General features: G+C 43.6%; 9 protein-coding genes. All 9 read left to right on the top strand.

What is annotated here, in order from left to right:
• Positions 1–268: 268 nt before the first annotated feature.
• Positions 269–3,517 (top strand): SusC/RagA family TonB-linked outer membrane protein, encoded by a 3,249-nt coding sequence (locus BACHE_RS01225; protein ID WP_013545880.1) that lies wholly within the window; start codon positions 269–271, stop codon positions 3,515–3,517.
• Between the two features lie 14 nt (positions 3,518–3,531).
• On the top strand, positions 3,532–5,319 hold the full coding sequence (locus BACHE_RS01220) for a RagB/SusD family nutrient uptake outer membrane protein (RefSeq protein ID WP_013545879.1): 1,788 nt from the start codon (positions 3,532–3,534) through the stop codon (positions 5,317–5,319).
• Positions 5,320–5,347: 28 nt separating this feature from the next.
• On the top strand, positions 5,348–6,181 hold the full coding sequence (locus BACHE_RS01215; RefSeq protein ID WP_013545878.1) for a hypothetical protein: 834 nt from the start codon (positions 5,348–5,350) through the stop codon (positions 6,179–6,181).
• 275 nt (positions 6,182–6,456) lie between these two features.
• A complete protein-coding gene (locus BACHE_RS01210) occupies positions 6,457–8,223 on the top strand; it encodes a DUF6057 family protein (protein WP_013545877.1) in 1,767 nt (588 codons plus the stop codon).
• A gap of 8 nt (positions 8,224–8,231) precedes the next feature.
• Positions 8,232–9,692 carry a TolB family protein gene (locus tag BACHE_RS01205; RefSeq protein ID WP_013545876.1) on the top strand — a complete coding sequence of 487 codons (1,461 nt, stop codon included), beginning with the start codon at positions 8,232–8,234 and terminating at the stop codon, positions 9,690–9,692.
• Between the two features lie 120 nt (positions 9,693–9,812).
• The gene (locus BACHE_RS01200; protein WP_041579545.1) at positions 9,813–10,928 is read left to right on the top strand and encodes a glycoside hydrolase family 26 protein; all 1,116 of its coding nucleotides are present in this window, start codon (positions 9,813–9,815) and stop codon (positions 10,926–10,928) included.
• Positions 10,929–10,944: 16 nt separating this feature from the next.
• Positions 10,945–12,123 (top strand): glycoside hydrolase family 130 protein, encoded by a 1,179-nt coding sequence (locus BACHE_RS01195; protein WP_013545874.1) that lies wholly within the window; start codon positions 10,945–10,947, stop codon positions 12,121–12,123.
• Positions 12,124–12,135: 12 nt separating this feature from the next.
• Positions 12,136–13,527: an MFS transporter gene (locus tag BACHE_RS01190; protein WP_013545873.1), complete on the top strand. Its 1,392-nt coding sequence runs from the start codon at positions 12,136–12,138 to the stop codon at positions 13,525–13,527.
• Positions 13,527–14,714, top strand: coding sequence for an AGE family epimerase/isomerase (locus BACHE_RS01185; RefSeq protein WP_013545872.1), 1,188 nt, complete (start codon positions 13,527–13,529; stop codon positions 14,712–14,714). The genes BACHE_RS01190 and BACHE_RS01185 overlap by 1 nt, the downstream gene beginning before the upstream one ends.
• Position 14,715 lies beyond the last annotated feature (1 nt).

The following is a 14,715-nucleotide window of genomic DNA, read 5'->3' as shown; positions in this document are numbered from 1 at the left end:
ATGAGATAAAATAATGTCTGTTTATTCTTGACTGAAAGCTTACATTTGCATATCCCAACGAAATGAAAGATAATAACTAATAGTGTTTAACCAATTAAAAGAATCTAAGAAAGCCTATGAGAAAGGAATGATTTCGATATTCTACTCACCTCTATAATTAAGGTATGGTAATTTCCTTGAAGAAGAATTGTTCGACCTTATAAAAAAACAATGGCAGTTGCCTTTTTCCGAGGCAATGCTAAAACATTAATCTAAGAAAAATACAAGTATGAATTTGAGTTTCAGAAAAACAGCACTGCTTGTGGGTATTTGTTCAACTGTCAGTTTGACCTATACTCCACGGCTTTTCGCCGCATCATCCGATGCAGTTGAATCTGTACAACAAGCAAAAAGAATCACAGGTACTGTAACGGATGCATTGGGCCCGGTTATCGGAGCCAATGTACTGGAGAAAGGGACAACGAACGGTGTCATAACCGATATTAATGGCAATTTTACCTTGAATGTACAACCGGGTGCTACTCTCGTAGTCTCTTTTATTGGTTATCAGCCACAGGAAATAGTGGTAGGCAATCAGTCGAAATTTAATATCCAATTGAAAGAGGATACTGAAATGCTGGATGAAGTAATCGTAGTGGGTTATGGTGTCCAGAAGAAGAAGTTGGTGACCGGGGCTACGGTTGAAGTGAAAGGTGAAGATATTGCGAAGCTGAATACCACCCAGGCTTTGGGCGCGTTGCAGAGCCAGTCTCCCGGCGTAAACATTCAGGCGGTGTCCGGGCAGCCGGGCGACGGATTTAAGGTAACTATCCGTGGTGCGGGTACTAATGGTGACACCAAGCCGCTTTATATCATTGATGGTGTGGGCGGTGACATTAACAATCTGAATCCGGCGGATATTGAGCGTATTGATGTACTGAAAGATGCCGCATCTTGTGCCATTTATGGTGCTGCCGCTGCCAATGGCGTTATTTTGGTAACCACCAAGCAGGGCAAAGAAGGCAAGATTCAAGTAAGCTATGACGGCAATATCGGTTGGCAGAATGTATATAAGATGCCCGATCTGCTGAATGCAAAGCAATACATGGAGGTGCAGGATATGGTGCGTTTCAACAGTTCGTCGGAACCACGCGACTGGTCCAAATATATAGACACTGATTTGTTGGCGGCTTATAACAATGGTTCTAATGCCGGAACAAACTGGCTTGAGGCCATCCGCAACAAAAATGCAGTGACTACCAGTCATGCATTGAATATCACCAGTGGAACGGATCGTACCAAATTTTCTACGGGTCTTGGTTATCAATATCAAGATGGCGCGTTCGGTAATATGGTTAAATCAGATTTTCGCCGTTTTACGCTACGCATAAATTCAGAGCATGTAGTTTATCGTAATGATGATAAACTGGATGTAGTTAAGATCGGTGAAAATATATACTATCAGCACTCGCAGAAACAAGGTCTTGATAATGGCAATCAGTATGGTAACATGATTTCTAATATGCTTCGTGCCAATCCATTGGTTCCCCTTTATAATGCTAATGGCGATTACTTTGGTTACGAAGACTTGAAGAATTCCGGAACTGAAGGATGGTTTAACTACAATTCGTACACGACCAATCCGATTGCTTCTATGATGAACTCTCAAAGCGCCAACAACAAAAGTGTAAACTTCAAATTGAATGCGACAGGCTATTTGGAAATACAGCCCTTTAAAAATTTAATATATCGCGGACAGCTTAATTATAACCAAAGTTCATGGTCGTGGCGTTGCTATCTTCCTGCATACAAGCTCAATGATCAAGGTGACAGCCGTGCGGCAGATGAAGCTACTAATAAGACTGGTTTAGGTTGGGGATGGAGCACCACTAATACGTTGACTTATAAATTTGATCTTGCGGAGAAAAATCATTTTGATGTATTGATTGGTACGGAATACGGAGAATCTCGTCCTGATTTTGGATTTGAACTGGAAGGTAGGGCCTCTAATTCTGTATTTGGAGATATGAATCATGCCTACATGAATTTTATGAAAGACAATACAGCTAAAGCTACGGTATCTGGCAAGCCTTATGGTGATTCAAGAAGTATGTCTTATTTCGGTCGTTTGAATTATGATTTCAATGAAACATATATGTTTTCGGCCATTATCCGTGCCGATGGTTCTTCTGTGTTTGCACCGGGTAAGCGCTGGGGATATTTCCCTTCATTCAGCGCAGGTTGGGTAGTGTCTAATGAAAAATTTATGGAAAAGACCGCTGATTGGTTGAGCTTTTTGAAGATTCGTGCCGGTTGGGGACAAAATGGAAATAAGAATGCAGTGGACAATTTTGCTTATCAGGCTACATTTGCTTATGATGCATATAGCAACTATTCTTTTGGCAACAATAAAGATGGTTATACTTCCGGTGCTTCCCCTTCCCGTCTGGCCAATGAAGACATTACATGGGAAACTTCGGAGCAGACTAATATAGGCCTTGATGCCCGCTTCCTCAATAACCGTTTTGGGGTAACGTTCGATTGGTACGAAAAGAAGACCAAAGATTTATTGCTCAAGGTTCCTGTAACTCCTACAACGGGCTTTTCCGAACAGTTGAAAAATGCCGGTACTGTACGAAACAGAGGAATTGAACTTGCGCTTAACTGGAATGACAAGATTGGTAAAGAGTTTAATTATGGTGTAAGTTGGAATATGGCTATGAACAGTAATAAGGTGACAGAGGTTAATAGTACCCGGAAATACAACAATGGCGGAAGTGATTTGCTTTCTCAGGGAACCGGTTATATGGCTCGTTTTGAAGAAGGTCATCCCATTGGTTACTTCTGGGGGTATAAGACAGACGGCGTCATCCAAAATCAGGCTGATTTGGCTGCTTATGTTGCTACACTGAAAGATGGAAATGCTGCTAATTCCAAGCAGGGGGCCAACCTTAAACCTGGTGATTTGAAATTCGTGGACTTTAACGGTGATGGTGTTATCAATGATGAGGATAAGACCGATCTTGGTAATCCGCATCCGGATGTTACTATGGGAATCAGCTTGAATGCTTCTTATAAAGGATTTGATGTTTCGGTAACAGGCTTTGCGGCTCTCGGACAGCAGGTGGCTCGTTCTTATCGTAAATTTACAGACGGTGAACAAGAGAATTATACTACTGAAGTCTATGAATATTGGCATGGAGAAGGCACTTCCAATAAATATCCGCTGATTGCCCGCATGAATGAAGGCGCTAACTGGCAGACCATCTCTGATATTTATGTTGAGAACGCAGATTATTTCCGTCTGCAGAATTTAACTGTCGGCTATGACATCAAAAAGTTATGGAAGTCTTGCCCGTTCCAGCAATTGCGTATATATGCGGCTGCTCAGAATCTGTTTACCATTACCGGTTATAAAGGTATGGATCCCGAAAATGGCAGGGCTATCAATGATAAAGAGCCTTGGATTACCGGTGTTGATTTGGGCAACTATCCCCAACCCAGAACTTACATGTTGGGTGTTAATATTAAATTCTAATTGGAGAGAACACAATGAAAAAAATATCATATTTATTAGCGACTACTTGTGTTGCACTGAGTTTAGGCTCTTGCGATATTAATAACGTGGAGAATATGGGAGAGCTTTCAACCGAAAACTTTCCGGTTTCGGAGGCTGATGGTATTGCTGCATTGGCCGGTATTTATCAGAATCTGAATGCAGTACATGCTTATCCGCACGAGTCATTCTTGTTTTATGCCATGTTGGCAAGTGATGATGCTCTTGGTGGAGGCGGAACCAATGATAAATTGGTGCAGGCGATGGATTTGATTACCAATTATAATGCTGATATGACCAATCATTTTTGGGAACTCCGTTATCAAGGTATTAACCGTGCCAATACATTGATTCAGGCATTGCCAAACACGGCCATGTCCGAAGAAACCAAGGCACAGATATTGGGTGAAGCTTTATTCCTCCGTGCTTTCTATCATTATGAACTGGCTTCCATGTATGGCAATATTCCTTTGATGACCGTTCCTACGGGAGAACTGGTTAGACAAGGTGACGTCAAGGTGCTTTGGGGACAGATTCTTCAAGATTTGCGTGATGCGATAAAAATGATGCCCAATGTGCGTAAAACGGATGGCCATGTGGACAAATATACAGCAGAAGCCATGTTGGGACGTGCGTGGCTGTTTTATACTGGTTTCTATTGCAATGGAGAAACTCTTTCAGATCTTACCAGCACCAATTATAGCCCGCTTACAGAAGTGGCCATGCCTGACGGGACATCATTGAACAAACAAGAGGTTATAGGTTATATTGATGATTGTGTAACTAACTCAGGTTATTCTTTAGTTTCTGATTTCCGCAATTTGTGGGCATATACCAATAAATTCACAGTAGAGGATTATGAATATACAAAAGGTAAAAATCTGAAATGGGCGGAAGATGACAATGCGGTTAATCCGGAATCCATGTTTGCTATCAAGTTCAATAAGTTGGCAGATTGGCAGACAACCATTGGTTATGCCAATGGCATTGCATTATACTTTGGTGTTCGCGGTGGACAGGATTATGCAAATACATTCCCTTTTGGTCAGGGATGGGGAGCCGGCCCTGTGGCTCCTAATCTTGTAAATGACTGGAAAAGTGCCGACCGTGACGGTAAGGATGTACGCAGAGAGGCAACGGTGCAAGACTGGACTGCAAGTTCCAGTTATACCTATGGTGGCTGGAGTGATTTTGTGCAGGAAACAGATTACTATGGAAAGAAAATATCACCGATTTCTTGTGTGAATGATGGATCCCAAGAAGCGCAGATTCCCGTGAAAGATAATCCATACGTATGTTGTTTTGAAAACTTGATGTATGGAACTGATATTTGGTTGCAGAAGCCTAATAATATGCAACTGAATAATATTCACGATCTCGTCCTCATCCGCTTTGCCGATGTACTGTTGATGCAAAGTGAGTTGAAGGAAGATGTGGCTGGCATTAATAAGGTTCGTGAGCGTGCTGGTTTGGCGCCTGTAGCTGCCTATTCGCTGTCTGCTTTGCAGAATGAGCGCCGTTGGGAGTTGGCTCTTGAAGGCATTCGTTGGAATGATATACGGCGTTGGCATATTGCGGCTGAAACTCTTGAGAGGCAGCTAAACCAGCCTGTTTACTATTGTGGTAATGCGGAGAAGAATACACCGCATAATGGTGGATATGCTACCCGCTACAATGCAACTGCCGGATTCCAGAAAATGCCTGAAAGCCAAGTCGCTATCGGTAGTGTAGAGCAGAATGCCGGTTGGACAGGGGCTGACTCTGAGTATCAGGGCTGGAAATAATCATGTTTAATATTAACAACGAGAAAATATGAAAAAGATATTATTTGCGGTATCGTTATTTGCCGTGTTGTTTGTGGCATGTGACCCGGCCATTGACGAAATTGCTATGGACGCCAATGTGACCGCAGAAGAATTAACTAATAGCTTTCAATTGGTTCCGAAGAATGCAGGAAACAATAATATTACAGTGAATTTGAACACTACCCGTTATGTGAAGGTGTACTCGGCGGATAATGATGCTCTTATTGTAGAAGGAACTCAGCCCAAAATTCAGGTTGTACCTCCTGCTCGTGAAGTGAGCTATTATATCTCTACCATTAATCAGGATGGTTCTGTCATAAAGTCTTCTTCTAAGTCGGTTCAGGTAACAGAGTTTACGGATTTGCCAGCAATTTATTATCAGATATTTGGCGCAGATTTAGGAACTACTACTTGGACTTGGGATGACGGACTTGACCGCTATTGGGGAAATAGTGGTTGGGGAAGTGGTAATACCGGCCCTTCTTGGTGGGGAGCGCCGGATAACACGACTATTGATGAACAGGCTGTTGGCAAAGGTATGCCTAATGATGGTCTCGGCGCATGGTTCTCTATAAGTTTAAGTGAAGGTGTTAATACAAGTCGTGGCGAGAAAGGAACAGTCAGTGTTTCTGCGGATGTTGCTGCTGCCGATTGGGATTTGGGTACGATGAAGTTTTCGGGAACAGTACCTTTGTTGGGCGTATTACCTAATGATAATAATCAGCGTTGCTATACTTATCAAATAATAAAGGCTGATGGTGACCATCTGGTTTTGGCTGCTGCATCATCATCTGGTTGGGAAGGTTGGTTCTTCTGCTATAAGAAGATTTCCAATAAATAGCTTTTAGTAAGTAAACAATAATTGCTGTTTACATTTTAGGGGTTGTTTGTGATGCTGGGGCACTGTAAATAACCGGATAGCATAGTTGTTTAATGATTGAATCAAAGAAAGGCGGATCGTGAGATTCGCCTTTCTTATGAATAAAACTTAAAAGAAAGTATTATCTTTTGTTTGTCTGATACTGAAGTAATTGATTATAAACGATTATCTTTGGCAAAGCTTTGATCTGTATGGTGGCGAAGACGCTTGGCAGGAAATAAAAAATGGAATCGGGAATGGAATCTTTTTTACGAAATATATGGAAAGCTGGTTTGTCGTGTCTTTTGGGTGCGGCGGCATTCTTTTTTTGGTGTAATGTTTATCCAGCTCATCTGTCTTATCAGGAGCAGTTTCAATTGTTTTTGTTTGATGCGGATTATTGGCAGGAAAGAGTGGCTGTTCCGGGTGGAGTGGCGGATTATGTTGCGGAGTATCTGACCCAGTTTTATTATCATGTTTGGGCTGGAGCGTGCATCTTGTCCATCCTGTTCATGGGTATGCAGCTTTTGGTGTGGAGGCTGATGAAAGAGCTGGGTGCTGTTGACGTATATTATCCTTTAAGTTTTCTGCCTGTCATAGTCCTGTGGCGCTTTATGGGAGATGAGAATGCCATGTTGTCGTTTGTTATTGCCCTATTGATGGTTTTGGTGGTTGCTTGTATTTATTCCGGTCTGAAAGGAAATCGTATTCGTCTCTTTTATATATTGATTGTCCTTCCATTGCTTTATTGGGTGGCAGGAGCCGTACATTTCATTTTTATGACATGGGTGATGGTTGGCGAATTTACGGACAGTTCAAAGAGGAAGAGTATTCTGAACGGTGTGGGGATGGTTTGCTGCATTGGATTGCTTGGAGTGGCTTGCCCATTGCTGGCAAGCGTATGGGTGCAATTCCCCATATACCGTTTGATGGGAGGCATCAACTATTATCGTTTCCCTATTGTTTTTCTTTGGCTTGAGATAGCGATTTCTATATTATTGGCAGCGTTACCTTTTGTAGTGGTGGCATTGCCTGTGGTGAAGAAAAAGATATTCCGGAATGTTGCTTTGCAAGTGTTGATGCTGTCGGCAGGTGGCTATTTTTTTATACTTGCCGGTTGCGATATGGATAAGGAAGAAGCGTTGGACTATGATCGTTTGGTGCGTAATAAGCAATGGCGGAAAATTATAGAAAAGGCAGAGATGAAAACTCCAACCTCACCATTCAGTGTGACTTGTTTGAATCTTGCTTTGGGGAAGACCGGACAACTGGGTGACAGGATGTTTGAATTCTATCAAAATGGGACAGAGGGATTATTGCCTGGATTTCAGAGAGACTTTACATCCCCTTTACCTGCAAGTGAGGCATTTTATCATTTAGGAATGATAAACACGGCACAGCGTTTTACATTTGAAGCTATGGAGGCAATTCCTAATTTTCGTAAAAGCGTTCGGTGCTTCAAACGTCTGGCGGAGACGAATTTGATTAATGGACATTATGAAGTGGCGGCAAAATATTTGCGTGCTTTGAGGAAGACATTATTCTATAAAAAATGGGCGGAAGATACAATGACTTATCTATATAATGAAAATAAAATCAATACACACAAGGAGTGGGGCTGGTTGAGGCAGGTGCGATACACCGAGGATTTTTTATTCAGCGATCGCGAGGTGGATATTATGCTGGGGCTGCTGTATCGGCATAACCATCGAAATCGGATGGCATTTGAATACATGTTGGCGTATGTAATGCAGCAACGTGATATAGATCGTTTTATGAAATATTATCCTCTGGGTAAAGATGCCGGTTATGACCGTATTCCGCGCAGTTATCAGGAGGCATTGGTATATGTATGGACGCAGACACATAAAAATTTTCATGGTATGCCGTGGAGCATATCTCAGCAAGTAATGCGGGATGTCACGGAGTTTGCACAGATTTATATGTCCAGGCAGGATGCACAAAAGACATTGCAGCTACGGTTTGGCGGTACGTATTGGTACTATTTGTTGTTTAAAAAGTGAGAGTGAAAATGAAGAAGATAATTGTTTGCATACTATTGGGATTGTGGTTGGCGTCCTGTGGTGATTCGGTGACTTCACCTGAAATTGTGGATGAATGGCCGGATATTTATCCTGACTATATAGGGGTAACAATACCCGCTACCATTGCCCCGATGAATTTTGATTGCATCGATGGAGAGTATGATGGCATAGATGTATCAGTGGTCGGAGGAAAGACTGGTAAGATACATTTGAATGATAAAATTATATCATTTCCCAGAGATGCATGGCATAAACTTCTGGATGAGAATCGTGGCGATAGCCTTCTGTTTGTGGTAAGTGTCAAGCAAGGTGGAAAATGGAAACAATACCGTCCTTTTCCCATGTATGTCAGTCCTTATCCCATAGATTACGGGATTGTATATCGCAAAATAGCTCCGGGATATGAGGTTTACAGCAAAATGGGAATTTATGAACGGAATCTTTCTACTTTTGAAGAACGACCTCTATTGGAAAACACAATGGTTACGGGTATGTGCTTGAATTGTCATGCCTTCAATAAAACAAATCCTGATCATTTGAGCTTGCATATACGGGGACGGAATGCTGCTACCTTGATGCAGGTAGAGGGGAAGTGTGAACTTCTGAATACAAAGACTGATTCTACACTTTCAGCATGTGTCTATCCTTATTGGCATCCGGGTGGAAAATATATTGCATATTCGGTAAATAATACACGCCAGGCTTTTCATTGTGCCAAAGAGGAACGCATCGAGGTGCTGGATCTGGCATCGGATATTTTGGTGTATCATCCTGAAACACATGAGTTGTTGCGTTCTCCGTTGTTGCAGAAAAAAGAAGCTTTTGAGACTTTTCCTGTATTTTCTCCCGATGGAAGAAAATTGTATTTCTGTTCGGCTGAAGCCAAGCCGATACCAGAACGGTATAAAGAGATACGTTATAGCCTGTGTAGTATAGAGTTCAATTCTCAAGACGGCACGTTCGGAGAACAGGTGGATACATTGGTCAATGCGGAGGTGGTGAAGAAAAGTATATCTTTTCCAAGGCCTTCCTATGATGGTAAATACATTATGTTCACCTTGTCTGATTATGGTAATTTCTCGATTTGGCATAAGGAGGCTGATCTATGGCTGCTGAATTTGCAGGATGGCTCAATGCGTCCAATGAAGAATGTGAATAGCGATGATACGGAAAGTTTTCATAATTGGAGTAGTAACTCACGTTGGTTCGTGTTCGGCAGTCGTCGGGGCGATGGCTTATATACTCGCTTATATCTGGCTTGTATTGATGAGAACGGACAAACCGGCAAACCGTTCTTACTGCCTCAAGAAAATTCCTGGGAGTATTATGACCGTTCGCTTTATTCATATAATGTACCTGAGTTTACGAGTGAACCCGTCAAGTTGGAAGGACGGAGAATAGAGCGTGGCATTGTTTCAGACAAGCGTATTGGGATAAAGGTGAGGTGATGGGTTGTTTTTCGTGTTTTTCTTTTTTATATAGTAAAGGGATAAAATCATATCATTCTCGTGTGTCTCGATCGCTTATCTTTGCGTCATTATTAAATACTGTTTATGAAAAGCATGGATATGAAAAAGATTGGTGTTGCGGTTGCAATGGCAGCGACCGGTTTGTTGACCGCTTGCACCTCAAGTTCAAAGCGACAGATGACAGAAGGCTATCTGACTGCGGCACGTACATCAGAAACGGGGAAGCTGTTGGCTAATTTGAAGCAATCCTGGGCAAAGGGCATTATGTTCGGGCATCACGATGATACGGTGTATGGAATAGGTTGGGAGGGCGATGAAAAACGCTCGGACGTGCAGAGTGTATGCGGTGATTATCCGGCAGTTATCAGTTTCGATTTAGGAGAGTTGGAACTGGGCGGTGATACTAATCTGGATAAAGTGCCTTTCGATAAAATCAGAAAAGAAATAGTCTATCAATATCAGCGTGGCGGTATGATTTCACTGAGTTGGCACGCTTGCAATCCCAAGACGGAGGGCGATGCCTGGGATGTGAAGGACTCGGCGGTTGTTAAGTCGGTATTGCCGGGTGGAATCAATCATGTAAAGTTTGCCGGCTGGCTGGAAAAGGTGGCTGACTTCATCAATTCGCTGAAAACAACCGATGGTGTGAAAGTTCCAGTTCTTTTCCGTCCGTGGCATGAACATACGGGAAGCTGGTTTTGGTGGGGTGAATCACTGTGTACTCCCGAAGAGTACAAGGGCCTGTGGCACATGACAGTAGATAGCCTTCGTGCACATGGAGTAAATAATGTCCTTTATGCCTATTCGCCGGGAACTGAGCCGAAAGATACCACAGAATATTTGAAAAAGTATCCGGGTGATGGATTGGTTGATATTGTAGGCTTCGATATTTACCAGTTTCACCGTGATGTTTTTCTGACCGGGCTCGATAAATCTCTTTCTATTGTAGATAGTGTGGGCAAAACACATGACAAGGTGATTGCCGTTACGGAAGCAGGCTATGAAGGTATTCCTGATGCGAGGTGGTGGACGGGAACTTTGCTTCCTGCCTTGGAACGATATCCGGTGGCTTATGTATTGGTGTGGCGCAATGCCCGTGAAAAGATCACCCATTACTATGCTCCCTATCCGGGACAGATTTCTGCGGCAGATTTTGTGGAATTCTACAAGAGCCCTAAAACGCTGTTTGCGGCAGACGTGAACTTATATCAATAACAAACCTGATAATGACATGGAATTATTTAAAGAGAAAATAGCGGAACTCTTTCGGAAGCATGAGGAGTTAGTTACGAGAAAGAATGTTGCAGTGGAAGATGGGAATGGTATATTTACACGTTATAAATATCCCGTAGTGACGGCAGCTCATACACCCGTATTCTGGAGATACGATCTGGATGAGAAGTCAAATCCTTATTTGGTGGAGCGTATCGGAATAAATGCGGCAATGAACTCGGGCGCTATCAAGTGGAATGGAAAATACCTTCTGATGGTACGTGTGGAGGGAGCCGACCGCAAGTCTTTCTTTGCAGTGGCAGAAAGTCCCAATGGAGTGGATAATTTTCGTTTTTGGGATTATCCGGTGACGATGCCCGAAAATGTGGTTCCGGCAACCAATATCTATGATATGCGCCTTACCGCACACGAGGACGGTTGGATTTATGGCATTTTTTGCGCGGAACGCCATGATGACGGTGCGCCTGCAGGTGACCTGTCTTCTGCCACGGCTACGGCTGCTATTGCCCGTACCAGAGATCTGAAAAATTGGGAGCGCTTGCCGGATCTGAAAAGCAAGAGCCAGCAGCGTAACGTGGTGTTGCATCCTGAATTCGTTGATGGGAAGTATGCATTATATACCCGTCCGCAAGATGGCTTTATTGATGCCGGAAGTGGCGGTGGTATCGGTTGGACACTGGTGGATGACATGACCCGTGCCGAAGTAAAAGAAGAAACAATCATTGACCGACGCTATTACCATACCATCAAAGAAGTGAAGAACGGTGAAGGGCCACATCCCATCAAGACTCCGAAAGGCTGGCTGCATCTGGCGCATGGAGTTCGTGGTTGTGCCGCCGGTTTGCGTTATGTGCTCTATATGTATATGACCTCATTGGAAGATCCGACCAGGCTGATTGCGTCTCCTGCCGGTGCTTTCATGGTTCCCGAAGGTGAAGAACGGTTGGGTGATGTAAGTAATGTACTTTTTACCAACGGATGGATTGCCGATGAGGATGGAAAGGTTTTTATCTATTACGCTTCTTCGGATACGCGGATGCATGTGGCGACTTCTACTGTTGACAAATTGGTGGATTACTGCATGAATACTCCTGAAGACGGATTGCGTTCGTCGGCTTCTGTGGAGACACTGAAGAAGTTGATAGACAAGAATCTTAAAATAATGATTAACCGCTGATCATTGAACGATATGCCAACATTGAAAGAGAAAGTGGGTTATGGGTTCGGGGATATGTCTTCCTCTATGTTTTGGAAGATATTTTCTTATTATTTGCCGTTCTTTTATTCGAATATATTCGGTCTGAGTCTGGCCGATGCGGGGGTGCTGATGCTGGTCACTCGTGTTTGGGATGCAGTGTCCGATCCCATGATGGGGATTATTGCCGATCGCACTGATACGCGTTGGGGTAAATACCGCCCTTATCTGTTATGGATTGCCGCTCCCTTTGCCCTTGCGGGAATATTGCTTTTTACAACTCCCGATATGGGGGTGACGGGCAAACTTGTTTGGGCCTATGCCACTTATATCCTGATGATGACTGTATATACGGCAGTCAATGTGCCTTATGGTGCAATGTTGGGTGTGATGACCGATGATTCAGACACGAAAACGGTCTTTTCCTCCTACCGCATGTTTTTTGCCTACGGAGGCAGTTTCATCGCTTTGGGCGCATGGGAGCCGCTTTGCAACTGGTTCAGATCCATGAAATGTAACACTGCGGAGAGTTGGCAATATGCCATGATGATCATTGCCATGCTCTGCTTCCTTGGCTTTCTGCTTTGTTTCTTTACGACGCGTGAACATGTCAAGAACGAAGCCGCCAAATCAATAGGGAAGGATGTGAAGTCACTTGTCCGCAATTCGCCCTGGTGGATACTGAACGGGGCAGCTTTGCTATCCAATTTCTTTAATACGGTGCGCGGCGCCACTGCTGCATATTTTTTTAAGGATTATATCAGCGAGGATGCCTTTCTTAGCTTCGGTATTTTCAACATCGTGCTTTATGCCGGACTGTTCCTCATGGTGGGCGAAGTCTGTAACATGATCGGAGTAGCATTGGCTGTTCCCTTTTCTCTGAAGTTGGGTAAGAAGTCAGCCTATATCATTTCATTGGTTTCTTTGGTTATGTTCAGTGTATTGTTCTTCTTTGTGCCCAACAATGGTTTTGGTTGGTGGCTGATGATGGCTTTCCAGGCATTGATTTCTATTTGCACGGGCATCATTTCTCCGCTTGTCTGGAGCATGTATGCCGATGTGGCGGACTATGCCGAGCAGAAGGATGGCACTGCATCGACTGGGCTGATTTTCTCCTCTGGTTCGATGGCGCAGAAATTTGGCGGCGCATTTGCGGGTTGGGCTGTGATGTCCTTGCTGGCATATTTCGGTTACGATACTGCCGAGAATGCCGTGCAGACACCCGAAGCGTTGAATGGTCTGAAATATTTGATGAGTTTTATTCCTGCAGCCATTGCTGTACTTTCCATTTTGGTCTTGTTCATTTATCCATTGGATAAGATGCGGATGGAGACAATCAGTGCGGATTTGAAGGCAAGAAGAAAAAGAGTAAATAGAGAAGTATAATGGATGTACAGAAAATGAAAAAAGAGATGGAAGAAGAATTGACGGACAATATTCTTCCATACTGGATGACGGAAATGACAGATAAGGAAAACGGAGGTTTCTATGGGCGCATCACCGGACGGGAGATTTTGATACCGGAAGCTGAAAAAGGGGCTGTTCTGAATGCACGTATCTTATGGACATTTTCGTCTGCCTATCGTATATTGAATAGAGAGGAGTATCTTGCCACGGCAACGAGGGCAAAGCGCTATGTTATTGATCATTTTTATGATAAGGAGTTCGGCGGGGTTTTCTGGTCACTTGATTGCAAAGGGCATCCGTTGGATACCAGAAAGCAGATTTATGCTTTGGGCTTTGCCATCTACGGTCTGAGCGAATACCATCGGGCTACCGGTGATAAGGAGGCTTTGGACTATGCCATCCGTCTTTTCGAAAGTATCGAGAAGCATAGTTTTGATTCTGTGAAGAACGGTTATTGCGAGGCGTTGACTCGTGATTGGAAGGAAATTGCCGATATGCGCCTGAGTGATAAGGATGAGAATGAACGCAAGACGATGAATAGTCACTTGCACATTCTGGAACCTTATACTAATCTGTTTCGGGTGTGGAAAGACGAGCGTCTGGAAAAACAGATCCGCAATCTGATAGACATTTTTACGGACAGGATATTGAATGTCAAGACCGGACATCTCGAACTGTTTTTCAATGACGATTGGGTGAGCAAATGCCGAACTGTTTCTTATGGGCATGATATTGAAGCTTCATGGCTGATTCACGAAGCTACCTTGGTTTTGGGTGACAGGAAGATGTTGGAGAAGGTGGAACCGTTGGTGGAGTACATGGCAGCGGCTGCCGATGAAGGCCTGACAGACGAGGGAGGTTTGGTTTACGAAACCTTTCGGGACAGAGGGCTGACCGATGCTGACCTCCATTGGTGGGTGCAGGCGGAGAATGTGGTGGGATATGCCAACCTGTATCAATATTTTGGTGATGAAATAGGCATGCAGAAAGCGTTCCGCTGCTGGGAATTTATAAAACGGCGTCTTATAGACCATAAAAACGGTGAATGGCATTGGAGCATACGTGCGGACGGAACGGTGAATACGGATGATGACAAGGCGGGCTTTTGGAAATGTCCGTATCATAACGGGCGTATGTGTATGGAGATAATCGAACGTTTTTCATAAG

Source organism: Bacteroides helcogenes P 36-108 (assembly GCF_000186225.1).
Taxonomy (GTDB): Bacteria; Bacteroidota; Bacteroidia; order Bacteroidales; family Bacteroidaceae; genus Bacteroides; species Bacteroides helcogenes.
Note: the sequence above shows the minus strand (reverse complement) of the source record. Positions and strands in the feature narration are given on the sequence as shown.

Coding starts and splice junctions, on each gene's coding strand:
- BACHE_RS01225 (WP_013545880.1), top strand. CDS start 269: ATGAATTTGAGTTTCAGAAAAACAGCACTGCTTGTGGGTATTTGTTCA.
- BACHE_RS01220 (WP_013545879.1), top strand. CDS start 3,532: ATGAAAAAAATATCATATTTATTAGCGACTACTTGTGTTGCACTGAGT.
- BACHE_RS01215 (WP_013545878.1), top strand. CDS start 5,348: ATGAAAAAGATATTATTTGCGGTATCGTTATTTGCCGTGTTGTTTGTG.
- BACHE_RS01210 (WP_013545877.1), top strand. CDS start 6,457: ATGGAATCTTTTTTACGAAATATATGGAAAGCTGGTTTGTCGTGTCTT.
- BACHE_RS01205 (WP_013545876.1), top strand. CDS start 8,232: ATGAAGAAGATAATTGTTTGCATACTATTGGGATTGTGGTTGGCGTCC.
- BACHE_RS01200 (WP_041579545.1), top strand. CDS start 9,813: ATGAAAAAGATTGGTGTTGCGGTTGCAATGGCAGCGACCGGTTTGTTG.
- BACHE_RS01195 (WP_013545874.1), top strand. CDS start 10,945: ATGGAATTATTTAAAGAGAAAATAGCGGAACTCTTTCGGAAGCATGAG.
- BACHE_RS01190 (WP_013545873.1), top strand. CDS start 12,136: ATGCCAACATTGAAAGAGAAAGTGGGTTATGGGTTCGGGGATATGTCT.
- BACHE_RS01185 (WP_013545872.1), top strand. CDS start 13,527: ATGGATGTACAGAAAATGAAAAAAGAGATGGAAGAAGAATTGACGGAC.